Below are 24,658 nucleotides of genomic sequence, written 5' to 3' on the forward strand. Positions count from 1 at the left end.
TTACGGCATTAAAGCGTTACGGCATTAAGGCGATCGCTTGCGGGTGAAACTCGAGACTCAGCGACGCGCACGGATGGGCGCGCGCCGCTGTCCTGCCGATGCGCTCAGGGCGCGAGCCGTTCGATGCGCCACGCGGCGTCTGCCTGCGCGCTATCGCGCGTGTAGCGAATACGGTCATGCAGCCGCGATGGCCGGCCTTGCCAGAATTCGATGGCTGTCGGCACGAGGCGATAGCCGCCCCAGTGCGGCGGACGCGGCGGCGCATCGCCGTACTGTGCGCTGATTTCGCGCTCGCGCGCTTCGAGTTGCGCCCGGTCCTGAATCACCGCGCTTTGCTCCGAGGCCCACGCGCCAATGCGCGAACCGAGCGGGCGCGACTGGTAGTAGGCATCGCTTTCCGCTGCGCTGGTTTTCTCGACGCGTCCTTCGATGCGCACCTGACGCTCGAGCTCGACCCAGTGGAACAGCAGCGCGGCGTTCGGATTGGCCGTGAGTTCGTGGCCCTTGCGACTGTCGTAATTGGTGAAGAACACGAAGCCGCGTTCGTCCACGCCCTTGATCAGCAGGATGCGCGCGGCCGGACGGCCTTCGGCGTCGACGGTCGCGACGGTCATCGCATTGGGTTCGGGCAGTTGCGCGTCGAGCGCCTGGGCGAACCAGGCCTGGAACTGGCGGATCGGATCGGCATCGACGTCGGCGGCATCGAGCGAGCCGAGCGAGTAGTTCTTGCGGAGATCGGCGAGGGAGGTCATTTTTTATGCAGACGCTTCAATGCGGACAAGTATAACCAGAATGCAGGGCCGGATGCCGCGAGCGGCCCGCCGCGCAGGCCGGCAGGAGACCGGCGAGGCAAGGGCAAGCTCGATGAGGCGCGATCAGGCAAAATACGGGTCTTGCAAGGGCCGTGACAGTCGTGCGATCGGTCCGCTTTCGATTTGCTACCGTCATGTCCAGTACACCGCTTTCCGCTTCGGCCACCACGTTCCCACCTGCGGCCGATTCCGCCGATCTTACCGCGCCGGGCGCGGCCGATGTTGCCGACCGGGCGCGCCGCTTCGGCGGCGTGGCGCGGCTTTACGGCGCACCCGCGCTCGAAGCGTTCGAGCGCGCGCACGTTGCCGTGATCGGCATCGGCGGCGTGGGCTCGTGGGTCGCGGAGGCGCTCGCGCGCAACGCGATCGGCACGCTCACGCTGATCGATCTCGACAATGTCGCCGAGAGCAACACCAATCGCCAGATTCACGCGCTCGACGGTAACTACGGCAAGCCGAAGGTCGAGGCGATGGCCGAGCGCATCAAGCTGATCAACCCGGATTGCGACGTGCGGCTGGTGGAGGATTTCGTCGAGCCGTCGAATTTCGACGCGCTGCTGGGCGGCGGTTTCGACTACGTGGTGGACGCGATCGACAGCGTGCGCACCAAGACGGCGCTGATCGCGTGGTGCGTCGAGCATCGCGTGCCGCTGATCGCCGTGGGCGGCGCGGGCGGCCAGCTGGACCCGACGCGCATCCGTATCGACGATCTCGCGCTGACGATTCAGGACCCGCTGCTGTCCAAGGTGCGCGGGCAGTTACGCAAGCTGCACGGTTTCCCGCGCGGCCCGAAGGCGCGCTTCAAGGTGAGCGCGGTGTATTCGGACGAGCCGCTGATCTACCCGGAAGCGGCGGTGTGCGATGTCGATAGCGAAGCCGAACACGTGACGACTTCGCCGGGGCATCAAGGGCCGGTGGGGCTGAACTGCGCGGGCTTCGGTTCGAGCGTGTGCGTGACCGCGAGCTTTGGTTTCGCGGCGGCGGCGTATGTGCTGCGCACCCTCGCGCATCAGGCGAACAAGCGCTGAAGCGGTTGGGGTGATCGGCGGCCTGCGTCGGCGGCCTGCGGCACAAGCGCAAGACACGCCTCGGCCAGGCGCTGCTTTCCCCGCTTCCACAAAAAAGCCCGCATTTCGCGGGCTTTTTCCTTCCATCTGGTTCAGTTCAGCGTCGCGCTCAGCTTGCGGCGCCATTCGCTGACCAGTTGCGGCTGATGGTCGGCCAGATCGAACACCGACAACATCGTTTTGCGGCCGATATCCTCGCGGAACGTGCGATCGCGCTTCACGATTTCCAGCAGATGCTCCAGCGCGCCCGCGTACTTGCGGCGCGCAATCAGCGCGCTCGCCAGATCGAAACGCGCTTCCAGATCTTCCGGATGGCTGGCGACGCGCGCTTCCAGCGCATCGGTCGGCGGCAGATCGGCGGAGGCGTCGAGCGCGTCCAGACGCGTCTTGAGCGCATTGAAACGCGCGTCGATGCCCTGCGTGGTCTTGGGCGAGAGCAGGTCGACTTCCTTGTGCGCTTCGTCGGCGCGGTTGTCGGCGAGCAGCAGCTCGATCAGGTCCATGCGCGCTTCGTCGAAGCCCGGGTCATAGGCCAGCGCCGCCTGCAGCGCTTCATAGGCGTCCTCGCGGCGGCCTTCGGCGAGCGCTTCCTGAGCGGCGATGCGCGCGGCGTCGGCCGAATTCGGGATCAGGCGGTCGAGAAAGGCGCGCAACTGGCCTTCCGGCAGCACGCCGATAAACTGGTCCACGGCCTGGCGGTCTGCGAAAGCGACGACGTGCGGAATGCTGCGCACCTGAAAATGCGCGGCCAGTTCCTGGTTTTCGTCGACGTTCACTTTCACGAGCTTCCATTTGCCCGCGTATTCGGCTTCGAGCTTTTCGAGCATCGGGCCGAGCGATTTGCACGGGCCGCACCACGGCGCCCAGAAGTCGACCAGCACGGGCGCGAGCGCCGACGCTTCGATCACGTCCTTTTCAAAAGTGGCCAGAGTGGTATCCATTGCGTCCTCGTTGGGAAAATTCCGTCTTTCGCGAAGATGGGGGCGAAACACCGCGCTTCAATATCGGGCGTTCGCAGGCTTCCGATGGTGTTGGCTGGCTCAGTGCGCCGACTTTTTCTCGGGCAGCGGAATCCATTCCGTTTCGCCCGGCACCTGCCCCATTTCCTGGCGCGTCCACGCGGCCTTCGCGGCTTCGATCTTCTCGCGCGAACTGGCGACGAAGTTCCATTCGATAAAGCGTTCGCCGTCGAGTTTTTCGCCGCCCAGCAGCATCACGCGCGCGCCGTTGGTGCTCGCGAGCGTGACGGTTTCGCCCGGCGTGAGCACGGCCATGGTGTGCTGTTCGAGCGGCGTGCCGTCGATCGCGAGGTCGCCTTCGACCAGATAGACGCCGCGTTCCTCGTGCTCCGAATCGAGCGCGATGGCGCTGCCCGGCGCGAAATCAGCGGCCACGTAGAGCGTGCCGGAGAAGGTCTTGACGGGCGCGGTCGCGCCGAACGCCGTGCCCGCGATCACGCACATCGACACGCCGTTGCGTTCGACCTTCGGCAGCGTGGCGGCTGCGTGGTGGAAGAACGAGGGTTCGGTGTCTTCGTGTTCGAGCGGCAGCGCCACCCAGGTCTGGATGCCGTGCATCGTCAGGCCGGTGTTGCGGTCTTCGTCGGGCGTGCGCTCCGAATGGACGATGCCGCGTCCCGCCGTCATCCAGTTGACGTCGCCGGGCAGAATTTTCTGATTCGAGCCGAGGGAGTCGCGGTGCATCAGCGCGCCGTCGTACAGATACGTGACCGTGGCGAGGCCGATATGCGGATGCGGGCGCACATCGACGCCGGCGCCGTCGGCGAGCCTGGCCGGGCCCATGTGGTCGAAAAAGATGAACGGGCCGACGAGGCGCGCGGCCATCGCGGGCAGCACGCGGCGCACGAACAGATTGCCGATGTCGCGCTGATGGGGCTTGAGGACCGCTTTGATCGATGAGGACATGACGCTTCCTTGATGAACCGGACGGTACGAATGCGAGGTATGGAGAACGCTGGATGCGGCGGTGCGGGCACCGCGCTGACAGGCGCCCATTCTAACGCCCGCTCTGACGGACTGCCGCTAAGCCCGTGTAAGGCTTTGCCCCGAGACCAACTAACCGCGCCCGACGCATGAGCGACGCAACCGTTAAACTTACAGATTCATTTGACAGAACAATAACCGGAGCTGGGGATGTCGCCGAAGGACTTGTTGCTCGCGCTGGTCGTGGTGGTCGCGTGGGGCGTGAATTTTGTCGTGATCAAGGTGGGCCTGCATGGCGTGCCGCCCTTGCTGCTGGGCGCGCTGCGCTTCACGCTGGCCGCGTTCCCGGCCGTGTTGTTCGTGAAGCGCCCGAAGCTGCCGCTGCGCTGGCTGCTCGCCTACGGCGCGACGATCTCGTTCGGCCAGTTCGCGTTTCTGTTCACCGCGATGTACGTAGGCATGCCCGCCGGTCTTGCGTCGGTCGTGCTGCAGGCGCAGGCGTTTTTCACGCTGGTGTTCGCGGCGTTTTTCCTCGGCGAGCGGTTTGGCGCGCAGAACGTCATCGGCTTGTTGATCGCGGCGGGCGGGCTGGCGGTGATCGGACTGCAATCGACGGCGGGCGGGGCGAGCGCCCAGACCATGACCGTCGCCGGTTTCGTGCTCACGCTCTGCGCGGCCTGCATGTGGGCGCTCGGCAATATCGTCACGAAGAAGGTGGGCAAGGTCGATCTGGTCGGCCTCGTGGTGTGGGCGAGCCTGATTCCGCCGCTGCCGTTCTTCGTGCTCTCGTATTTCATCGAAGGGCCGCAGCGCATCGAAAGCGCGCTCGCGGGCATCGGCATGCCGTCGATCGGGGCGATTGTCTATCTGGCGTTTATCGCGACGATTCTCGGCTACAGCCTCTGGAGCCGTCTGCTGTCGAAGTATCCGGCCAGCCAGGTGGCGCCGTTTTCACTGCTCGTGCCGATCGTCGGTCTGGCTTCGGCGGCGCTGCTGCTGGGTGAGCGTTTGAGCGCCGCACAGGTGGGCGGCGCGGCGCTGGTGATGGCGGGGCTGATGGTGAACGTGTTCGGCGGCTGGCTGAGACAGCGGCTGGCGGCGCGCACATAAGGCCGCTGCCCGACAAGCCGGGCACACACCACAACGAAAAACGCCGCGCACCCCCAAGGATGCGCGGCGTTTTTTTCGCGCGATGCACTGACGCGTGCGCTCAGGTCATGCGGTTCTTCGCCAGCGGCGGATTGGCCGCGAAATAGCGCTTGATGCCCTTGAGAATCGCGTTGGCCATCTTCTCGCGATAGGCGTCGTCGTTCAGGCGCGTTTCTTCTTCGGGATTGCTGATGAAGGCCGTTTCCACGAGGATCGACGGAATATCGGGCGCCTTGAGCACCGCGAAGCCCGCCTGTTCGACCGAACCCTTGTGCAGATGGTTGATCTCGCCCACCTCGTTGAGCACGAAGCCGCCGTAGCGCAGCGAATCGCGAATCTGCGCCGTGGTGGACATGTCGAAGAGGGCGCGATTCACGGCCGCATCGGAGGTCTTCACGTTGATGCCGCCGATCTGGTCCGACGAGTTTTCCTTGTTCGCCATCCAGCGCGCGGCCGCGCTCGACGCGCCGTGCTCCGAGAGCGCGAACACCGACGAGCCACGCGCCGAAGGCGTGGTGAACGCATCGGCGTGAATCGACACGAACAGATCTGCGCCCACGCGGCGCGCCTTCTGCACGCGCACGTTCAGCGGCACGAAGAAGTCGGCGTCGCGCGTCATCATTGCGCGCATATTGGGCTGGGCGTCGATCTTCGCGCGCAGCTTCTTGGCGATATCGAGCGCCACGTGCTTTTCATACGTGCCGGCGCTGCCGATCGCGCCCGGGTCCTCGCCGCCGTGGCCGGGGTCGATCGCCACGGTCAAGAGACGCGTGGTGCCGCCCTTGTTCGACTTCGGCGTGGTGAAGCCGTAGTTGTCGTCGTCCTTGGCGTCGTCGTCGTTCTGGGCCACGACGGGCGGTTTGGGCGCGGGCTTCGGCTTCGCGATCACAGCGGGCGGCACCGGCGGCGTGGGCCGGGGCGCGGCGCTGCCGTCGTTCTGCGCGTAACGCTGGAAGAAGGCTTCGCTGTTGTCGTGCGCGGGCGGCGTGTTCGGACCGGCGAGCGTGGAGGGCGTCGAAGGCGCGCTGTCACGCAGCGCCTGATGCGCGTCGAGCTGCTGCTGTTTGCGCTCGGTCTGCGCGAGCAGATCCATGAGCGGATCGGGCGCGACCGCCGGGTAGAGGTCGAACACCAGCCGGTACTTGTACGAGCCGACCGGCTGCAGCGTGAACACCTGCGGCTTCACTGAACCCTTGAGGTCGAACACCATGCGCACGACATGCGGCTGATATTGCCCGACGCGCACGGCCTGGATCTGCGGATCGTTTGGCGTGATCTTGGAGACGAGGTTCTTCAGCGCGTCGTCGAGATCGAGACCGGTCAGGTCGACCACGAGCCGGTCGGGATTTTGCAGCAGCGTTTGCGTGGTCGTGAGCGGCTGATCCGATTCGATGGTGACGCGCGTGTAGTCGCGCGCGGGCCAGACCCGCACGCCCATCACCGAATTGGCCCACGCGAGGCGCGGAACGGCCAGGCCGAGCACCAGCGAGGACGCGCCCGCTTTCAGGATCTGCCGGCGCCGCCAGTTGTGCGTGGCGGTGGCGGCCGACTCGATCGAGCGGAACGGTTTGATTAACATCTTTCTAGACATGCCTTTCCTGATGCGCTGTATGCGTATGCGGTGAGCACGCGGCCTTCGCCAAGCGGGCCGGGTTCGAGCTGGAATACGAGGTCGGGCACGCCGAGCAGGCCACCCGCGCGTTGCGGCCATTCGACGAGACAGACCGCACCTTGCGCGAAATATTCGCGAAAGCCGGCGTCGGCCCATTCGGCCGGGTCGCTGAATCGATACAGATCGAAGTGGTAAAGCTGGAGTTCCCCGCCGGCATGGTCAGGGCGCGCGACGGTGTAGGGCTCGACGAGCGTGTAGGTGGGGCTGCGCACGCGGCCGTTATGGCCGAGCGCGCGCAGCGCGGCGCGCACGAGCGAGGTTTTTCCCGCGCCGAGGTCGCCGAGCAACTGCACGTGCAGGCCGGAGAATGCAGGCGCGGCAGGCGCGGCAGGCGCCGGCTGGCCGGCATCCTGCGTGCGCAGGGCGTCGAGCGCGTGCGCAAAGCGTGCGCCGAACGCATCGGTGGCGGCTTCGTCAGCGAGCTCGAAGCGGCGTTCGAGTTGAACGGGGGCAGCGGGCAAGCTCGCGTGGTCCTGGTCGGACTGATCGGGCGTGTCGGGCATTCTCGTAAAATGGCGTGATGAACCCCTTGCTTTCCCCCTCGAACGAGGCGCGCGCAGTGAACGCAGCAGCCACATCGAACGAATCGACAGAATCGAACGCGGCGTCGAACGTGACGCCAGGCATGGGCGCGGCGGCTCAGGAGCCGGCTGCTGTGCTCGACGAAGCGGCACTGGCCGCACTCGCGACGCGTATCCGCGCATGGGGGCGCGAGCTGGGGTTCGGTGCGATCGGTATCAGCGACACCGACCTGTCTCATGCCGAGGCGGGCCTTGCCGCGTGGCTCGAAGCGGGCTGCCACGGCGAGATGGATTATATGGCCAAACATGGCATGAAACGCGCGAGGCCCGCCGAGCTTGTGGCCGGTACGCGACGCGTTATCACGGCTCGCATGGCCTATTTACCGGCTGCAACGCTCGATGCCGACGCCCTCGCGCAGGGATCGGGAAAGATGCCCGAAAGTGCTTCGCAAGACTGGCGCCATCGCGAGCACGCGCGCCTGGCCGACCCGCAGGCGGCGGTCGTGTCGATCTACGCGCGCGGCCGCGACTATCACAAGGTCATGCGCGCGCGCCTGCAACAACTGGCCGAGCGCATCGAAGCGGAGATCGGCGCGTTTGGGTTTCGCGTCTTTACGGATTCGGCGCCGGTGCTTGAAGTCGAACTCGCGCAGAAGGCCGGGATTGGCTGGCGCGGCAAGCACACGCTGCTGTTGCAGCGCGACGCGGGTTCGCTCTTCTTTCTCGGCGAGATTTATGTGGACGTGCCGCTGCCGCCCGACGCCGACGATCCCGAATCGGCCGCGCCCGAAACGCCGGGCTCGCACTGCGGCAGTTGCACGCGCTGCATCGCCGCATGCCCGACGGGCGCGATCACCGAGCCGTATCGCGTCGATGCGCGGCGCTGCATTTCCTATCTGACGATCGAGCTCAAGGGCAGCATTCCGCTCGAAATGCGCGAGCTGATCGGCAATCGCGTTTATGGTTGCGACGATTGCCAGCTCGTGTGTCCGTGGAACAAGTTCGCGCAGGCCGCGCCCGTCGCCGATTTCGATGTGCGGCATGGGCTCGATCGCGCGAGTCTCGTCGAGTTGTTCGGCTGGAGCGCCGCGCAGTTCGACGAGCGCATGCAGGGCAGTGCGATCCGGCGCATCGGTTTCGAAAGCTGGTCGCGCAATATCGCGGTGGCGATGGGCAATGCGCTGCGCGCGGCGGGCGCGTACGATGCGCCGGCGTGGCGCGCGGCGATGGTCGCGGCACTGCGGGCGCGCGAAAATGACGAATCGGCGATCGTGCGCGAACATGTGCAATGGGCGCTGGAAGCGGCCTGAAGCCGCTTGATCGGGCTTCAGGCAGGCGGTTCAAGGAGAGCGACGATGAAGGCATCGGCATCATATTCACTGTGGGACGACGCGCAAGACGCGGCGATGCGCGAAGCCGCGCAGGTTCCGCCAGCAGCGTCCGCGGCGCCTGAGCGTGCGCCCAGCCGCCAGGCGATCCGCAAGATCGCGCCGCGCGACTACAACGCGGTGATCGGCGCGCCGTTCGGCAAGGTGGGCATCGTCACGGGCGAGGACGGCGTGCGCGATATCGTCTATCTGCTGGGCGACACGCCGGATCTCGCGCCCACATCGGCACTGGCGGAGCGCGCCGCGGCGCAGATCGAGCGCTATCTGCACGACGCGGCCGCGCCGTTCGATTTGCCGCTCGCGCCGCTCGGCACCGATTTCCAGCGCCGCGTGTGGGACGGCATCTGTACGATCGGGCTCGGCACCGTGCTGACTTACGGCGAACTGGCGAAACGCGTCGGCACCATCAACGCGCGCGCGGTGGGGCAGGCGTGCGGTTCGAACTACTTTCCGATCGTGATTCCCTGCCATCGCGTGGTGGGGGCGAACGGCATCGGCGGCTTCTCGCATCATGGCGGCGACGGTTTTTTCCGCGACGTGAAGCGCTGGCTGCTCGCGCACGAAGGCGTCAAGATTCGCTGATGCGATAAAAACGCGATGAACACGCCGCAAGCATTGAACGACATGAACGATCAGCACGACATTCACGAAGACGACGAGCCCACGTCCGGCGAAGACTACGCCGACGATGCCGATGACAGTTTCATCGACGAAGACCCAATCCACGTGAAAGACGCGGATGAAGCCGAAGAAGACGCACTCACGCCCGCTGCGGCGCAGTCGCTCGCCGCGAGCCAGCTCGCCATCGACACGTTCTGCGACGCCATGTGGCTCGAGCACAATCTCTCGCGCAACACGCTCGACGCGTATCGCCGCGATCTGCGCCTGTTCGCCGACTGGCTCGCGCGGGCGCGCGAACACGGACTCGACGTGGTGCAGGAAGACGATCTGATCGCCTACAGCGCGCGCCGCAAGGACGATAAATCGACTTCCGCGAACCGGCGGCTGTCGGTGTTTCGGCGTTATTACGGCTGGGCGCTGCGCGAACAGCGTGTGAGCGCTGATCCGACCGTGCGTATCCGCTCGGCCAAGCAGGCGCCGCGCTTTCCCACGACGCTCACCGAAGCGCAGGTCGAAGCGCTGCTCGGCGCGCCCGATGTGAGCACGCCGTTGGGGCTGCGCGATCGCACGATGCTCGAATTGATGTACGCGAGCGGCCTGCGCGTGACGGAGCTGGTCACGCTCAAGAGCGTCGAAGTGGGCCTGAACGAAGGCGTCGTGCGAGTGCTCGGCAAGGGCTCAAAGGAGCGGCTGATTCCGTTTGGCGAAGAGGCGTCTGCGTGGATTGAGCGTTATCTGCGCGAATCGCGCCCGGCGCTGCTGGGCGCACGCACCAGCGATGCGCTGTTCGTCACCGCGCGCGCCGAGGGCATGACGCGCCAGCAGTTCTGGCACATCATCAAGCGTCACGCGCTGCATGCGGGCGTGCACGCGCCGCTTTCGCCGCACACGATGCGGCACGCGTTCGCCACGCACCTGCTCAATCACGGCGCGGATCTGCGCGTGGTGCAATTGCTGCTCGGCCATAGCGATATTTCGACCACGCAGATCTACACGCACGTCGCGCGCGAGCGTCTGCGTCTGCTGCATGCGAAGCATCATCCGCGCGGTTGAGGGCATGCTCGATGCGGACACCGAAGTGGTCGCCGATGCGCTCGGCCGGCATAAGCCGCGCCGTTGCGCATTAAAATGCGTGCCATGAGCAAATCGAAACACGTCTCCGAAACGCCCGCGACGCAGATGCTGCGCCGCGCGGGCGTCGCGTTCGGCGAGCATCCCTACGAGTACGTCGATCACGGCGGCACGGAAGAATCCGCGCGCCAGCTTGGCGTGGATGAGCATCGCGTCGTCAAGACGCTCGTGATGGAGGACGAACGCGCCAGGCCGCTGATCGTGCTCATGCACGGCGACCGCAAGGTGTCGACCAAGAATCTCGCGCGGCAGATCGGCGCGAAAAGCGTCGAGCCGTGCAAACCGGAAGTGGCGAACCGCCATTCGGGTTATCTAGTGGGCGGCACGTCGCCGTTCGGCACGAAGAAGGCGATGCCCGTCTATGTCGAATCGACGATCCTCGAACTCGACCAGATCTGGCTCAACGGCGGCAAGCGCGGTTATCTCGTGAGCCTCGCGCCCGACGTGCTGACGACGCTGCTGGCCGCGAAACCCGTGCAGTGCGCGTTGGCCGATTGAGGCTGGCGACGCGCGTCTTGACGCCAGGCTCAGTCCCGAGTTTCACCGGGTTTGCCCGGTATGGCCGGGGTTGAGGGCGAAAGCCTGCGTCCGCTTAGGTAGAATGGGCGCCTTCGCGCGCGCTGCGCACCGTTTCGTTGTTTCCACTCCTTCGGGTTTCGTGCATGTACAACCTGTTAGTCGCCGTCGCCGCCTATCTGATCGGTTCGATTTCGTTTGCCGTGATCGTGAGCGCCGTCATGGGCCTCGACGATCCGCGTTCCTACGGCTCCGGTAATCCGGGCGCCACCAACGTGCTGCGCAGCGGCAACAAGAAGGCCGCCATCCTCACGCTGATCGGCGACGCCTTCAAGGGCTGGCTCGCCGTCTGGCTGGCGCGGCACTTCGCGCCGCAATTCGGTCTCGATGAAACCGCTGTGGCGCTGGCTGCCATCGCCGCTTTTCTCGGCCATCTGTATCCGGTTTTCTTCCGCTTTCAGGGCGGCAAGGGCGTGGCAACGGCCGCAGGCGTGCTGCTCGCAGTGAACCCGGTGCTCGGCGGTCTGACGCTGCTGACCTGGCTGATCGTCGCGTTCTTCACGCGCTATTCGTCGCTGGCGGCGCTGGCCGCGGCGGTGTTCGCGCCGATTTTCGACGTTTTCATGTTCGGCGCACATGTGATGGCGCTGGCGATTCTCGCCATGAGCGTGCTGCTGTTCTGGCGTCATCGCGCCAATATCGGCAAGCTGATGAACGGCACGGAAAGCCGTATCGGCGACAAGAAAAAGGCGGCGGCAGCGGCTAAATAAACGCATCGCGCAACAAGACCCGATTTTCCCCAGAACGGCCCGCCATTCGCGCGGGCCGTTTTTTTTGCATTTCTGCGCTCGATCGGCGCGCCATTTAATTGCCGCCAGATCAGCGATTTAGCGGTCTCCGTCATTGCTTTCAGATGCCGGAATAATCGCGCGTTCATACCCCGATAAACCCTACTCAAGTCGCCTGCGCCGTGTGCCGTAATTGCGTCTGTCGTCCACTTTTGTGTCGTCCGTCTCTCTGTCCGGCAGTCTGATTCAAACTACTCCACACGGCGCTTTCCCCACCATGTTCTCCACCATTCGCGCGCGCATCGTCGCGCTATGCGTCGTTATCGTCGTCGTGGCGCTTGCGGCCAATACCGCGCTCGACTATTTCGTTGCGAACTCGCACAACAAGGATTCGATCGACGCGACGCTTACCGCCGTCGAGAACAGCCATGCGGAAGGCATCGGCGACTGGGTTGCCACGCATGCGCAGATGATCGAATCGCTGCAGGGCGCCGTGTTGCAACCAGATCCGGTGCCGATGCTCAAGCAGATCGCCACGGCCGGAGGCTTTACCAACGTCTACGTCGGTTACGCCGATAAAACCGCGAAATTCTCGGATGCCACCGGCATTCCGCCCGATTACGACCCGACCGGCCGCCCTTGGTACAAGCAGGCCGTGGCGGCGGGCAAGGGCGTGGTGACACCGCCTTATGTGGATGTCGGCACGGGCAAGCTGGTGGTGGCCTTCGCCACGCCCGTGATCCGCGACGGTCAGGTCAAGGGCGTGATTTCCGGCGACGTGGCGATGGACAGCGTGATCGCCAACGTGCGCTCGATCCATCCGACGCCCGCGAGCTTCGGCATGCTGGTGGACAGTAGCGGTGAGATCGTCGCGCACGACGACGCCAAGCTCACGCTCAAGCCCGTCACGGACGTCGCGCCGGATCTCTCGGGCGACAAACTCGCGGCGCTGTTCGCGGCGACGCGTCCGGTTCATATCGACGTGAACGGCGAAGCCAAGCTGATGCGCGCGCAGGCCATCGCGGGCACGGACTGGCGCGTGATCGTCGCGTTCGACCGCGCGGATGCGCTGGCGGGCATGCGCTCGCTGCTGACGGTGTCGCTGATCACGCTGGTGGTGATTTCGGTGATCGCGGCGCTGGTGGTGGGCGCGATGACGTCGGTGTCGTTCAAGCGCCTGTCCAGCGTGCGCGACGCGATGGACGCGATCAGCGCGGGCGAGGGCGATCTCACGCAGCGCCTGCCGGCCACCGGCAACGACGAAGTCGCGCAGATCGCGCGCTCGTTCAACGCCTTCATGGACAAGTTGCGCGATGTGATGCGCCATATCCGCGACGCCAGCCAGTCCGTGCGCACCGCGAGCGACGAAATCGCCGCGGGCAACGTCGATCTTTCGGGTCGCACCGAATCGGCGGCGGCCAGCCTCGAACAGACGGCGGCCTCGATGGAGGAAATCACGGCGACGGTCGCGCAATCGGCCAACGCCGCGCAGCAGGCCGATATCACGGCGAATTCGGCCTCGACGGTGGCCTCGCGCGGCGGCGCGGTGATCAGCGATGTGGTCGATACGATGGGCGCGATCGAGCACGCTTCGGTGAAGATCGCGGACATCATCGGCGTGATCGACGGGATCGCGTTCCAGACCAATATTCTGGCGCTCAACGCGGCGGTGGAAGCGGCGCGCGCGGGCGAGCAGGGGCGCGGTTTCGCGGTGGTTGCGGGCGAAGTGCGCAGCCTTGCGCAGCGCAGCGCGCAGGCGGCGCGCGAGATCAAGGCGCTGATCGAATCGACGGTGGCGAGCGTGAATTCGGGCTCGCAACTGGTGCGTCGCGCGGGCGAGACGATGGACGAGATCGTCGCGAATGTCTCGAACGTGACGACGATTATTTCGGAAGTGACGAATGCGGCCGGGGAACAGACGCGCGGTATTCAGGAAGTGAACCGCGCAGTGAGCCAGCTCGACGAGATGGTGCAGCAGAACGCGGCGCTGGTCGAGCAATCGACGGCTGCTGCGGCCGCGCTGCGCAGCCAGGCGATCAATCTCGCCGAGGCAGTGGGGCAGTTCAGGCTCGATTGATTCGGCTGGCGGGTTAGTGGGTCTAGCGAAACTGGAAAAACGGCGCTTCGGCGCTAATGCCATTCACTAGGTCTTTTTTAAGGTACCGAACGGAGTAGCGAGAAGGACGAGTCTTGACGACCCGGTCGCATGTACGACCGGGTCGCTTTTCAAAGGGAAGAGACTTGAGTCGCTCCCGCAGACGCTGAAGGCAGACGGGTAGTTTTGCGTAGGCCGGCGTAAGGGCGGTCCACATCATTTCGTGCTGAATGGTGTGGAACGCTCGAACGAAGCTGATATCGGTTGGTGCGAGCTTCGCTTACCATGCGGCGCTAGCGATCTCGCGGCGAATCTGGTGGTCGCGCAACGCCACGGCCGCGAGAAGCTGCACTTCATCAATCCGGTGCCGATCGGCGAAATTGCCGCGCGCTGGATCGGCAAGTTCGAACGCAACCGCGTGGACGCGCTCGTCGATCTGCGACGCTCGCTCGAAGCGCAAGGAGACCGTCATGAGCAGTGATGCGCAGGCAAACGAATCGCTCTTCGTCTACGTCACCTACATCCGCACGACGCCTGCCGAACTCTGGACCGCGCTGACCCGCCGCGCGTTCACCGAGCGCTACTGGTACGGCATGCATCAGGAGAGCGACTTTCGCGCGGGTTCGCCGTGGTCGCTGCGTTTCGCCGATGGCCGCGTGGCGGATACGGGCGAAATCGTGGAAGCGGACCCGCCGCATCGGCTGGTGATTCGCTGGCGCAATGTGTTCAGGCTGGAACTGGCAGATGAGGGCGACTCCATCTGCACGCTCGACATCGAGGCGGTGGAGCAGGCGGTGAAGCTCACGGTCACGCATCGGGTGGCGCGCCCGGGCTCGAAGTTCATCGAAGCCGTGTCGGGCGGCTGGCCGCGCATCCTGTCGAATCTGAAGACGCTGCTGGAAACGGGCGAGGTATTGATGCCGCTCGTCGCGACGGGCGCTTAAGTCCCGCCGCTATCGAGCTACCGGGCGGCGCGCGACAAGATCAGTCGCGGAAGTTGTTGAAGTCGAGCGGCGTGTCGGTCACGTCCTTGCGCAGCATGGCAATCACGCTTTGCAGGTCGTCGCGCTTGGTGCCCGTCACGCGCACGGCATCGCCCTGGATGCTCGCCTGGACCTTGATCTTGCTGTCTTTCACTAGGCGCACGATCTTCTTCGCGAGGTCGCCCGACACACCTTTCTTCACGGTGATGACCTGCTTGACCTTGTCGCCGCCGATCTTCTCGATCTTGCCGTAGTCGAGGAAGCGCACATCCACATTGCGCTTGGCCATTTTCGAAATCAGCACGTCCTTGACCTGACCGAGCTTGAAATCGTCGTCGGCGAACGCGGTCAGCTCGCGTTCTTTCTGCTCGACGCGCGCATCGGAACCCTTGAAGTCGAAGCGCGTGGAGATTTCCTTGTTGGATTGCTCGATCGCGTTCTTCACTTCGATCATGTTGGCTTCGCTGACGACGTCAAACGATGGCATTGCTTTCTCCCAAAGGTGCGAGCGCCGCGGAACCCGGCCGCCGTAGCGGTTACTGAGACGCGCCGCGCACTCGCTATAATCACGGACCGCGCCATTTTACCGGCGCGGCCGTGTTTGCCCAAGGCTGCAAGGCGCGTGCCGCGTCCCGCCGTGGCACAACGGCGTTACTTTTCCGGTCTTTTTGCTGGTTTTTTGCTGCTTTCTCTCCGTCCCGATTTTTCCGATGTCCGCCTCCTTCGCGTCTGCCGATCCGTCCCCCGTGTGGTTCACCGCCGGCTACCCGCTGCGCGCGCATAACACCTTCGGCTTCGACGTGCGCGCGCGTCTGGCCTGCCGTATCGAGCACGAAGCCAATCTGATGGAGGCGCTCGGCGACCCGCGTGCCGCTGGTCTGCCAACGCTCGTGCTGGGCGGTGGCAGCAACGTCGTGCTCACGCGCGACTTCGACGGTCTGGTGCTGATGATCGCGCTGGCGGGCAAGCGCGTTGTCCACGAAGACGATGACGCCTGGTACGTGGAAGCCGCCGCTGGCGAGAACTGGCACGATTTCGTCGCGTGGACGCTCGAAGCAGGCATGGGCGGCCTGGAAAACCTCGCGCTGATTCCGGGTACGGTGGGCGCCGCGCCGATCCAGAACATCGGCGCCTACGGGCTGGAAATGGCCGAGCGCTGCGCTCGTGTGCGTGCGATCGAACTGGAAACCGGCACGTCTTACGAGTTCGATGCCGCCGATTGCGCCTTCGGTTATCGCGACAGTTTTTTCAAGCGCGAAGGGCGCGACCGCTTCGTAATCGTTTCGGTGACCTTCCGTTTGCCGAAGCAGTGGCGCGCCAACGCCGGTTATGCCGATCTCGCGCGTGAACTCGCGCAGCGCGGTCTCGATGAAGCGCGCCACGCACGCGACGTGTTCGATGCCGTCGTCGCCGTGCGCCGCGCCAAGCTGCCCGATCCGCAGGTGCTGGGCAACGCGGGTAGCTTCTTCAAGAATCCGGTGATCGACGCCGAGCAGTTCGACGCGCTGGTGCTGCGCGAGCCGCAAGTCGTTTCCTACGTGCAGGCCGACGGCCGCGTGAAGCTCGCGGCGGGCTGGCTAATCGACCAGTGTGGCTGGAAGGGGCGCACGCTTGGCGCGGCGGCCGTGCATGAACGTCAGGCGCTCGTGCTCGTGAATCGCGGTGGCGCGTGCGGCACCGATATCCTCGAACTCGCGAAAGCGATCCGCAACGACGTGCAGGCGCGTTTCGGCGTGGAGCTGGAGCAGGAGCCGATCAGCCTTTAAGCGCTGTTTCACGCTCGAACAAAAAACGCCGCGCTGTCATGCGCGGCGTTTTTGCATTCAGGCCCTGTGTTCAGGCGTTTTTACGCGGCGCTATTCTGCGCCGCAAACACGGGCCCTTGCACGAATCGCACGTCGTACTGCTGCAATTGTTCGAACTGCGACGAGTCCATTACGCGGTTGAAAATCAGCGGAATGCGCAGGCGCGCGGCGTAGCTCACCAGCGGCTTGACCATCGAATCGCGCAGCGCCGAACTCGCATCCATCTTCACGAAATCGAGCCGCGCCATGTCCGACACGGACAGGATCTGGCCGGCATTGGGCAGATTGCCCGCCACCTTGAATCCATAGCGCTGATAACTCTTCGTCAGATAGCCGACGAAGGTGCGATGCGCGACCGCCGCCGCCGGCAGCTCGATCACCACGCGCCCGGGATTGAGCCCGAACGACACCAGCACGTTCGAGAAATGGCGCCCATGATCGTATTTCACGCTCTTGAGCAGCCGCTCGTGCACGCGCAGGAACAGCAGGCCGTGCTGCTGCGAACCCAGAAAGTTGATCGTGTGCAGCGCGCGCACGCAGCGGTCGAGCGCGACCAGTTCCGGGTCGTCGAGCGTATCGGAGAACGGATCGAAGGGCGCGATCTTGCCGTTTTCGTCGCGCAGCGTGACGGCCTGAAAGCCGAGTTCATCACCGAAACGGGCCGCCGACGTGAGATCCGCCGTCAGCGACTGCACGCCGCCGTGCACGCTGATGTCGTAGATCGGCTCGTAGGCGCTGAGCATTTCCACGCCGCGCCGCCGCGCGATGGCTTCGGCGTGATGCGCGCCGGTCCCCATCGCCAGATGCTCGCCGAGAAAAGGATGGCTGGCGGAGCGGGCAACAAGCTCGGGAATAGTCGGAGCGATCATGACGCGATGAAGAGGCGAGGCAAACGGAGTTGGAAAGGGAATATATGGAACAGCGCGGCTACGGGGCCGCATGACTTGATGGTAGCAGCCCGCAGCGTCCTGGCATGCATTGATTGGTGATAACGATATCCACGCGCCAAGGCTTGCCAGGCTTGACGCCGCCGCAAAAAAGCCGCGCCCAGGGTTTACGTGTAATTTCACTAATCATAATCCGTTTTACTATTCGTAAATCGCGTGACGCAAGCGCCCGAGCAGAACGGCGCGCGTCGTGCAGCCGATCCGGTATAGAAACATGGAGAGACAGTGATGAACGCACCGATGCCCGGCCAGGCGGGCGCTCAGGGCCTGCAGGGTCAAGCGGGTGGTGAGCGCGGCGCCCCGCAGAGTGGTTACATGAGCGGCTTCGCCAACGAATTCGCCACCGAGGCGCTGCCCGGCGCCTTGCCCGCGGGCCAGAACTCGCCGCAGCGCTGTGCGTACGGCCTGTACGCCGAACAGTTGTCGGGCACGGCCTTCACCGCGCCGCGCTCGCACAACCGCAGAACGTGGCTGTACCGCATCCGCCCGGGCGCGGTGCATCAGCCGTTCACACCGCTCAAATCGCAGACAAACGGGCAGGGCGCGCGTCTCGTCGCCGATTTCGGCGATGTGCCGCCCACGCCGCCCAACCAGTTGCGCTGGGACGCGCTGCCCATGCCCGCCGCGCCGACCGATTTCATCGACGGCTGGGTGACGATGGCGGGCAACGGCTCGGCGGCCGCGATGAGCGGTTGCGCGATTCATCTGTACGCGGCCAACCGCTCAATGCAGGACCGCTTCTTCTACAACACCGACGGCGAACTGCTGATCGTGCCGCAGCAGGGGCGTCTGTCGATCGCCACGGAAATGGGCCGTCTCGACATCGAACCGTTCGAGATCGCCGTGATTCCGCGCGGCGTGCGCTTTACCGTCGATCTGCCCGACGGTGAAGCGCGCGGCTACATCTGCGAGAACTTCGGTGCGCTGCTGCGTCTGCCGGATCTGGGCGTGATCGGCTCGAATGGTTTGGCGAATCCGCGCGACTTCCTCACGCCGCACGCGGCCTACGAAGACCGCGAAGGCCAGTTCGAACTCGTCACCAAACTCAACGGCCAGCTGTGGCGCGCCGATATCGGCCATTCGCCGCTCGACGTGGTGGCCTGGCACGGCAACTACGCGCCGTACAAATACGACCTGCGCCGCTACAACACGATCGGCTCGATCAGCTTCGATCATCCGGACCCGTCGATCTTCCTCGTGCTGCATTCGCCGACGGACACGCCGGGTGTCGATTCGATCGACTTCGTGATCTTCCCGCCGCGCTGGCTGGCCGCCGAGAACACCTTCCGTCCGCCCTGGTATCACCGCAACGTGGCGAGCGAATTCATGGGCCTCGTGCATGGCGTGTACGACGCCAAGGCCGAAGGCTTCGTGCCGGGCGGCGCGAGCCTGCACAACTGCATGTCGGGCCACGGCCCGGATGCCGACACCTTCGAGAAAGCCTCGAACGCCGACACCGGCAAACCGCACAAGGTCGGCGACACGATGGCCTTCATGTTCGAGACCCGCACGCTGATCCGCCCGACGCGCTACGCGCTCGAAACGAGCCAGTTGCAGGCGCATTACTACGAGTGCTGGCAAGGCCTCAAGAAACACTTCAATCCGGAGAAGGCATGAGCAATCCCATCAACCGCGAACTACAGGCGACGCTGGACCCGCAGCGCAAGAGCTGGATCGACAGCGCGAACGACGCGGCCTGCGATTTCCCGATTCAGAACCTGCCGTTCGGCGTGTTCAGCACGGCGCAGCAAGCGCAGGCGCGCGTGGGCGTGGCGATCGGCGATCAGGTGGCCGATCTGGCGGCGCTGTTCGAAGCGGGGCTGCTGCGGGCGGGCGCGGAGTCGAACGTCTTCGCGCGGCCTGCGTTGAACGACTTCATCGCGCTGGGCCGCGATGCGTGGCGCAGTGTGCGCGTGCAGCTATCGGCGCTGCTGGCGAAAGAGACCTCGACGTTGCGCGACGATGCGGCGCTGCGTCAGCGTGTGTTCGTCAAGCTCGCCGATGCGAAGCTGCATCTGCCGGTCGATATTCCTGGCTATACGGATTTTTATTCGTCGAAAGAGCACGCGACGAATGTTGGATCAATGTTTCGGGATCCGAAGAATGCGTTGCTGCCGAACTGGTCGGAAATGCCGATCGGCTATAACGGGCGCGCTTCGTCGGTGGTGGTGAGCGGCACGCCGGTGCGCCGCCCCAATGGCCAGTTGAAGCTGCCGGATCAGGAGCGGCCGGTGTTTGGCGCGTGCCGGAAGCTGGACATCGAACTGGAGACGGGCTTTATTATCGGGCGCGGCAATGCGCTGGGCGAACCGGTGGCCTGCGAGGATGCCGAGGCGCATATCTTCGGCATGGTGCTGCTCAATGACTGGAGCGCGCGCGATATCCAGCAGTGGGAATATGTGCCGCTGGGGCCGTTTAACGCGAAGGGCTTCGCGACGACGATCTCGCCGTGGATTGTGACGCTGGATGCGCTGGAGCCGTTCCGGGTGGCGCAGCCTGTGCAGGAGCCCAAGCCGCTCGAGTATCTGCGGCATGCGGGCGAGCATGCGTTCGATATCTCGCTGGAGGTGCTGTTGCGGCCTGAAGGCGCGTCGGAAGCGACGACGATCTCGCGGACCAACTTCCGGCATATGTACTGGTCGATGGCGCAGCAGCTTGCTCACCATACGGTCGCGGGCTGCAATATGCGCGTGGGCGATTTGCTGGGCTCGGGGACGATCTCGGGGCCCACGGCGGATTCGTTTGGGAGTCTGCTGGAGATTACCTGGAACGCTAAAAATCCTGTGGCGCTTAAAGAGGGCGGCACGCGCGGCTTTATCGAGGATGGCGATGAGCTGACGCTTGCTGGATGGTGCCAGGGCGACGGGTATCGGGTGGGGTTTGGGACGTGTGTCGGGGTGGTGATGCCTGCGGTGAAGTAGTTTTTGGGCTTTCCTGGGAGCACCGTTGGCATTTCCTTGAATTCAGGAAATGCCAGCACCCCACCATCCTAAGCCCGCTCAATCCCGCGAGCCCGCTCCCACCGCAACGCGCCGAGAAACACCAGCGCGCAAGCAAACAGCACCCAAAGCATGGAATCGCGCCCGACGTGCTCCATCAAGGCCCCCGTAACAATAGGCCCGCCAAAACTGGCAGCACTCCACGAAGCACTCACTAAAGCGCTCGCAGAAACGAGCGCCACGCCTTCGAACCGCTCCCCGCAAGCCACAATCGCGAGCGTATAGATCGACCCAGCCGCGGCCCCCATCACAAACAGAAGCGGCCAGCGCAACCACGGCAAATCGACGAAAAAAGGCACCAGCGGCAACAGCACAGCGACGATCACGCCCATCAGCGCATGCACGCGCTCGCGCCCCAGGCGATCGGCCAGCCAGCCGATAGGAAACTGCATCGTCGTATCGCCGAGCAGCACAACCGACGCAAACAGCACGGCCACCTCGCTATCTATCCCATGCCCGATAGCAAACAGCGGCAGCAAGGAAAGCGCGAGCGTATCGAACAGCGCGAAAAAGCCGGTTGCGATAATCAAAGCCGGCATCTTCGGCAGCACATGCCGCCAGCTTCCATGCTGCTCGTGGGATTCCGACGTATGCGGAGATGAGCGGATCGCCGCCAGCATCGGCAAGGCGATCAGAAAGATGGCGCCGCAAATCGCAAAACGCCACGCCGTGTAGCCCGCGATCTGGCTCACCAGCACGGGCCCGGACATCTGGAAGAGCGTGAAGGTCGTCGCGTAGATGCCGACGACGCGGCCGCGATTGGAATCGTCGGCGAGTTCGTTGACCCACGCTTCGCCGATGGTGAAAAGCAGCATCAGCGCCGCGCCGCAGATCATCCGCAGCGCGCCCCAGATCCAGAGATCGGCGCAACACTGCATCAACGCCGTGGCCACCGCAACCGCCAGCACCGACCCGACGATCACCTGCCGCGAGCCAATGCGCGCAGCAATCCAGGCCGTGAACGGCACGACCGCGAGGCCGCCGAGCGCCTGCGCGGCCGTCAACAGGCCGACGACGCTCGTGCCATAGCCGGCATCGGTGAGGGCAAGCGCAGTCAGCGGCAAGGTCGCGCCGGAGCCCAGGCCAACCACGGCCACGCTCAGGATCAGCGCGAGGAAATCGCGGGTGAGGACGGTTTTCATCGGGCGCAATCCTACACCGGCCCATTTACAACCGTAAGGAAAAAGCGCCCCGGCGGATCAGATCGCCGATGTCGGTCCGCTCACCGCCGTGCGGCGACGCGCGCGCCGCTCGAGTTGCGCCGATACAAACGTCAGCCCCAACGCCGCAAGCGCCATCAGCAGGCCGACCCACGGCAGGGTGGTGAGCGCCGCGCCCGAACCGATCGCCACGCCGCCAATCCACGCGCCGCCCGCATTGCCCAGGTTGAACGCGCCCTGATTGAGCGTCGACGCCAGGTTGGGCGCTTCGCTCGCACGATTGACGATCAGCATCTGCAGCGGCGGCACGATCGCGAAGGCCAGAATGCCCCACACGAAGATGGTCGCGCTCGCCATGATCGGGTCGTGCATCGTCGCGGCGAACACCGCGAGCACCACGCCGATCATCGCGAGGAACACCAGCAGCGAGCGCATCAGTTTCCAGTCGGCCAGCTTGCCGCCCAGCGTGCTGCCCACCGTCAGGCCGAGGCCGAACAGCAGCAGCACGAAGGTCACTTCATGCGGCGAGAAACCGGAAACGTCTTCGAGAATCGGCGTGATGTAGGTGAACACCGAGAAGAGGCTCGCCGATGCCAGCACGCTGATGCCCAGCACCATCAGCACCTGCGGGTTCTTGAGCACGCTGAATTCGTGCACGAGGCTCGCCTTCTGCATTTCGATGTGCTTCGGCAGGCAGATCTGCAGCGCCAGCGCGGCTAGCAGGCCGATGCCGGTCACCGCCCAGAAGGTCGTGCGCCAGCCGGCCAGTTGCCCGAGCGCGGTGCCCAGCGGCACACCCAGCACGTTGGCGAGCGTGAGGCCGGTGAACATCAGCGCGATCGCCTGGGCGCGCCGGTTCGGCGCGACGAGTCCCGCCGCCACCACCGAGCCGATGCCGAAGAACGCGCCATGGCAGAACGCGGTGACGATGCGCGCGGCCATCAGGATCGAATAATTCGGCGCCAGCGCGCACAGCAGATTGCCGACGATAAAGATGCCGATCAGCCGCATCAGCGCCGCCTTGCGCGGCACGTTGGCGATCGCGATGGCGACGATGGGCGCGCCGATCGTCACGCCCAGCGCGTAGGCCGAGACGAGCATGCCCGCGGCCGGAATCGACACGGACAGGTCGCGCGCGACATCGGGCAGCAGGCCCATGATGACGAATTCGGTGGTACCGATACCAAACGCGGCAACGGCAAGGGCGAGCAGGGGCAGTGGCATGGCTGGCGTGATGGAGGTAAGGCATGGGCCGTGGAATTGCGCGTGAACGCGGGCCTCGAATCGCCCGCGCAGACGTGCGCGGCACGAGTCAACTCGGGATTGTACTGAAATGCGCCGCGCCGCATGCGACACCCTTTTCTTGCGTTCTTCTTACGCAACACTGTCCGCCGGGCGCGTGTGCGGATGGTTGTGCCGGCGATTTCGTCGGGGTACGCGGGGGCGCTCGCCTTGCTTGCTCCTCTCGCTTCATCGATCGGGCTTGATCAGTCAAACGACTCGCCGTGACGGCCCGCACCGGCGGCGAAGCGCGCGGCCATTGCGAGACCTTCGTCCATCACCGCGCGATAGCCGCCGGCGCCTTCGCGGCGCAGCGCTTCGGCGAGGTCGTCGAGCGGGCTGTTTTCATACGCCGATTTGCGGTCGGCGAGCAGCGCCGCCTGCGGAAACGCCGCGAGTTGCGCGGCCAGTGTTTGCGCAACGTCGAGCGCGGTGCCGGGCGCGACCACGCGATTCGCCAGCCCCATCGACAAGGCTTCCTGCGCATCTACCGCGCGCCCCGTGAGAATCAGATCGAGCGCGCGCGAAAGGCCGATCAGTCGCGGCAGACGCACCGTTGCGCCGTCGATCAGCGGTACGCCTACGCGGCGGCAAAACACGCCAAGCACGCTGTTCTGTTCGATGACGCGCAGATCGCAGAGCAGCGCGAGTTCCAGTCCTCCGGCGACGGCGTATCCTGAAATGGCGGCAACCACCGGCTTGTTCAGCAGCATACGTGTCGGGCCGAGCGGACCGTTGCCGCTGCCGTCGGCGTTCACGGTATTGCGACGCGTGTCGTCGTTCAGCGCGCCCAGATCGGCGCCCGCGCAGAAGGTGCCGCCCGCGCCGTAAAGCACCGCCGCGCGCCACTGCGGATTCGATTCGAAACGTGTGAACGCGGTCGCAAGCGCATCGGCGACGACGCGGTCGATCGCATTGCGCTGCGCCGGGCGATCGAGCACGATCGTGGCGACCTGCGCGCGCGCTTCGATGCGCACATGAGAGCCGAAGGTTTCGATACTCGTGTCGTCGCGATGCTGCGGGTGGGCTGCGTTGTCGGTGTCCATCGGCGTCTTCCCTGAAGGGCCCACACTGCGCGCATTCACGCCGCATAGGTCACACAATAGTCACGAATCCCTCGTAGCTTAGGTCGCTTTTCCTCCCTGCGAGAGGCGCACTAACTGCATGCCGAAGACGTCCATGTCCATGTCTGCCGAGATGCCTTCGATTCCTTCCCCGCCGCTGCAAGGCGGAAGCGGCCCGGTCTGGGTCGTGCCACTGCCTGCGCATCAGGCGTACGACCACGTGCGCCTCAAGCGCGTCTTCACGACCGACGGCACCCGCCACGAAGTGGTGGTGGTCGATCTCCACAAACTGCTGCTCTGCGCCGATCGCGACGATACCGATTACGTGCTCAAGCCCGTCGATGACTGGCATGTGGGCAAGGTGCGCGGCATCCGCGAGTTTCTCGATCCGGACAACGAACGCGTGCCGCAGATGCCCTACGTGACGATCACGAAGCGGCGCGGCATCGGCATTGCGGGCTGGCTGGGCCTCGCGCACGTGGGCGTGGTGGCGTTTCGCAACGGCCAGCATCGCGCGCGCTATCTCGCGTGGGCCGGTGCGATGTGGTTGCCGGTGGAAGTGCACGAGCGTGAAGCGCCGTTGCTGCGCGAGCTTTGCGGCGCGGCAGGCGAGGACGATGCGCAGCGCGACGCGGTGCAACAGGCCGTGTAGCGCAGATCTGGCAGCAGGCTGCGCACAGAAGCGAAGGGGCGCCCAGGCGCCCCTCCATACGAGG

At 65.0% G+C, this 24,658-nt stretch carries 23 protein-coding genes and 2 pseudogenes; 14 read left to right on the plus strand and 11 right to left on the minus strand.

Features of this window, described 5'->3' with window-relative positions; translation table 11 throughout:
• Window positions 1-104: 104 nt before the first annotated feature.
• Window positions 105-752: a pyridoxamine 5'-phosphate oxidase gene (gene pdxH / locus U5A67_RS01240; protein ID WP_205981348.1), complete on the minus strand. Its 648-nt coding sequence runs from the start codon at window positions 750-752 to the stop codon at window positions 105-107.
• Window positions 753-946: 194 nt separating this feature from the next.
• Between pdxH and tcdA the strand changes: the two genes are divergently transcribed.
• Entirely contained in the window at window positions 947-1,840 is an 894-nt protein-coding gene (tcdA, locus tag U5A67_RS01245) for a tRNA cyclic N6-threonylcarbamoyladenosine(37) synthase TcdA (protein WP_321814227.1), read from the plus strand.
• 131 nt (window positions 1,841-1,971) lie between these two features.
• On the opposite strand, the gene trxA is transcribed toward tcdA, so the two are convergent.
• Complete coding sequence (trxA, locus tag U5A67_RS01250) at window positions 1,972-2,820, minus strand: thioredoxin (protein WP_205981346.1); 849 nt, start codon at window positions 2,818-2,820, stop codon at window positions 1,972-1,974.
• Between the two features lie 99 nt (window positions 2,821-2,919).
• Window positions 2,920-3,804 (minus strand): pirin family protein, encoded by an 885-nt coding sequence (locus U5A67_RS01255; protein ID WP_321814228.1) that lies wholly within the window; start codon window positions 3,802-3,804, stop codon window positions 2,920-2,922.
• A gap of 228 nt (window positions 3,805-4,032) precedes the next feature.
• Here U5A67_RS01255 and U5A67_RS01260 point away from each other — a divergent pair, with 228 nt between their 5' ends.
• Window positions 4,033-4,932 carry an EamA family transporter gene (locus tag U5A67_RS01260; RefSeq protein ID WP_205981344.1) on the plus strand — a complete coding sequence of 300 codons (900 nt, stop codon included), beginning with the start codon at window positions 4,033-4,035 and terminating at the stop codon, window positions 4,930-4,932.
• Between the two features lie 100 nt (window positions 4,933-5,032).
• Here the strand turns inward: U5A67_RS01260 and U5A67_RS01265 are convergent, their stop codons facing one another.
• Window positions 5,033-6,562, minus strand: a complete 1,530-nt coding sequence (locus U5A67_RS01265; RefSeq protein ID WP_205981343.1) for an N-acetylmuramoyl-L-alanine amidase — start codon at window positions 6,560-6,562, stop codon at window positions 5,033-5,035.
• Window positions 6,544-7,146, minus strand: coding sequence for a tRNA (adenosine(37)-N6)-threonylcarbamoyltransferase complex ATPase subunit type 1 TsaE (gene tsaE / locus U5A67_RS01270; protein WP_321814229.1), 603 nt, complete (start codon window positions 7,144-7,146; stop codon window positions 6,544-6,546). The genes U5A67_RS01265 and tsaE overlap by 19 nt, the downstream gene beginning before the upstream one ends.
• Window positions 7,147-7,268: 122 nt before the next feature.
• Between tsaE and queG the strand changes: the two genes are divergently transcribed.
• The 6 genes from queG (at window position 7,269) to U5A67_RS01300 (ending at window position 13,685) form a co-directional block, all read left to right on the plus strand.
• Complete coding sequence (gene queG / locus U5A67_RS01275; RefSeq protein WP_415767675.1) at window positions 7,269-8,474, plus strand: tRNA epoxyqueuosine(34) reductase QueG; 1,206 nt, start codon at window positions 7,269-7,271, stop codon at window positions 8,472-8,474.
• 96 nt (window positions 8,475-8,570) lie between these two features.
• A complete protein-coding gene (locus U5A67_RS01280) occupies window positions 8,571-9,134 on the plus strand; it encodes a methylated-DNA--[protein]-cysteine S-methyltransferase (protein WP_415767677.1) in 564 nt (187 codons plus the stop codon).
• A gap of 42 nt (window positions 9,135-9,176) precedes the next feature.
• A complete protein-coding gene (xerD, locus tag U5A67_RS01285; RefSeq protein WP_321959667.1) occupies window positions 9,177-10,226 on the plus strand; it encodes a site-specific tyrosine recombinase XerD in 1,050 nt (349 codons plus the stop codon).
• A gap of 84 nt (window positions 10,227-10,310) precedes the next feature.
• Window positions 10,311-10,802, plus strand: coding sequence for a Cys-tRNA(Pro) deacylase (ybaK, locus tag U5A67_RS01290; protein WP_205981340.1), 492 nt, complete (start codon window positions 10,311-10,313; stop codon window positions 10,800-10,802).
• A gap of 164 nt (window positions 10,803-10,966) precedes the next feature.
• Complete coding sequence (gene plsY / locus U5A67_RS01295) at window positions 10,967-11,590, plus strand: glycerol-3-phosphate 1-O-acyltransferase PlsY (protein WP_321814231.1); 624 nt, start codon at window positions 10,967-10,969, stop codon at window positions 11,588-11,590.
• 295 nt (window positions 11,591-11,885) lie between these two features.
• Window positions 11,886-13,685 (plus strand): methyl-accepting chemotaxis protein, encoded by a 1,800-nt coding sequence (locus tag U5A67_RS01300; protein ID WP_321814232.1) that lies wholly within the window; start codon window positions 11,886-11,888, stop codon window positions 13,683-13,685.
• Between the two features lie 22 nt (window positions 13,686-13,707).
• Here U5A67_RS01300 and U5A67_RS40665 read toward each other — a convergent pair.
• Window positions 13,708-14,016: pseudogene (locus U5A67_RS40665) on the minus strand (hypothetical protein); the annotation flags it as partial.
• Between U5A67_RS40665 and U5A67_RS01305 the strand changes: the two are divergent.
• Window positions 14,008-14,184 (plus strand): annotated as a pseudogene (locus U5A67_RS01305) (transcriptional regulator); the annotation flags it as partial. The pseudogenes U5A67_RS40665 and U5A67_RS01305 sit on opposite strands and share 9 nt — an antisense overlap.
• Window positions 14,174-14,647 (plus strand): SRPBCC family protein, encoded by a 474-nt coding sequence (locus tag U5A67_RS01310; RefSeq protein ID WP_321814234.1) that lies wholly within the window; start codon window positions 14,174-14,176, stop codon window positions 14,645-14,647. The pseudogene U5A67_RS01305 and the gene U5A67_RS01310, both read left to right, overlap by 11 nt.
• A gap of 40 nt (window positions 14,648-14,687) precedes the next feature.
• On the opposite strand, the gene U5A67_RS01315 is transcribed toward U5A67_RS01310, so the two are convergent.
• Window positions 14,688-15,173: a YajQ family cyclic di-GMP-binding protein gene (locus U5A67_RS01315; protein ID WP_103702011.1), complete on the minus strand. Its 486-nt coding sequence runs from the start codon at window positions 15,171-15,173 to the stop codon at window positions 14,688-14,690.
• Between the two features lie 223 nt (window positions 15,174-15,396).
• Here U5A67_RS01315 and murB point away from each other — a divergent pair, with 223 nt between their 5' ends.
• Window positions 15,397-16,452, plus strand: coding sequence for a UDP-N-acetylmuramate dehydrogenase (gene murB, locus U5A67_RS01320; RefSeq protein WP_321814235.1), 1,056 nt, complete (start codon window positions 15,397-15,399; stop codon window positions 16,450-16,452).
• An 80-nt stretch (window positions 16,453-16,532) separates the two neighbouring features.
• Here the strand turns inward: murB and U5A67_RS01325 are convergent, their stop codons facing one another.
• Window positions 16,533-17,360, minus strand: a complete 828-nt coding sequence (locus U5A67_RS01325; RefSeq protein WP_321814236.1) for an EAL domain-containing protein — start codon at window positions 17,358-17,360, stop codon at window positions 16,533-16,535.
• Window positions 17,361-17,753: 393 nt separating this feature from the next.
• Between U5A67_RS01325 and hmgA the strand changes: the two genes are divergently transcribed.
• Both hmgA and fahA read left to right on the plus strand, forming a co-directional pair.
• The gene (gene hmgA / locus U5A67_RS01330; protein WP_321814431.1) at window positions 17,754-19,055 is read left to right on the plus strand and encodes a homogentisate 1,2-dioxygenase; all 1,302 of its coding nucleotides are present in this window, start codon (window positions 17,754-17,756) and stop codon (window positions 19,053-19,055) included.
• Window positions 19,052-20,359, plus strand: coding sequence for a fumarylacetoacetase (gene fahA / locus U5A67_RS01335; RefSeq protein ID WP_321814237.1), 1,308 nt, complete (start codon window positions 19,052-19,054; stop codon window positions 20,357-20,359). Before hmgA ends, fahA begins: the two co-directional genes overlap by 4 nt.
• A 68-nt stretch (window positions 20,360-20,427) precedes the next feature.
• Here the strand turns inward: fahA and U5A67_RS01340 are convergent, their stop codons facing one another.
• The 3 genes from U5A67_RS01340 to U5A67_RS01350 all read right to left on the minus strand — a co-directional run bounded on the left by U5A67_RS01340 (window position 20,428) and on the right by U5A67_RS01350 (window position 23,924).
• Window positions 20,428-21,579, minus strand: coding sequence for an MFS transporter (locus U5A67_RS01340; protein ID WP_321814238.1), 1,152 nt, complete (start codon window positions 21,577-21,579; stop codon window positions 20,428-20,430).
• 57 nt (window positions 21,580-21,636) lie between these two features.
• A complete protein-coding gene (locus tag U5A67_RS01345; RefSeq protein WP_205981329.1) occupies window positions 21,637-22,821 on the minus strand; it encodes an MFS transporter in 1,185 nt (394 codons plus the stop codon).
• Between the two features lie 263 nt (window positions 22,822-23,084).
• Window positions 23,085-23,924 carry a crotonase/enoyl-CoA hydratase family protein gene (locus U5A67_RS01350; RefSeq protein ID WP_321814239.1) on the minus strand — a complete coding sequence of 280 codons (840 nt, stop codon included), beginning with the start codon at window positions 23,922-23,924 and terminating at the stop codon, window positions 23,085-23,087.
• A 139-nt stretch (window positions 23,925-24,063) separates the two neighbouring features.
• Between U5A67_RS01350 and U5A67_RS01355 the strand changes: the two genes are divergently transcribed.
• Entirely contained in the window at window positions 24,064-24,594 is a 531-nt protein-coding gene (locus U5A67_RS01355; RefSeq protein ID WP_241023198.1) for a plasmid fertility inhibition factor family protein, read from the plus strand.
• The last annotated feature ends 64 nt before the right edge of the window (window positions 24,595-24,658 follow it).

Origin of the sequence: Paraburkholderia sp. J69-1 (assembly GCF_905220255.1) — a bacterium.
Lineage (GTDB): Bacteria > Pseudomonadota > Gammaproteobacteria > Burkholderiales > Burkholderiaceae > Paraburkholderia.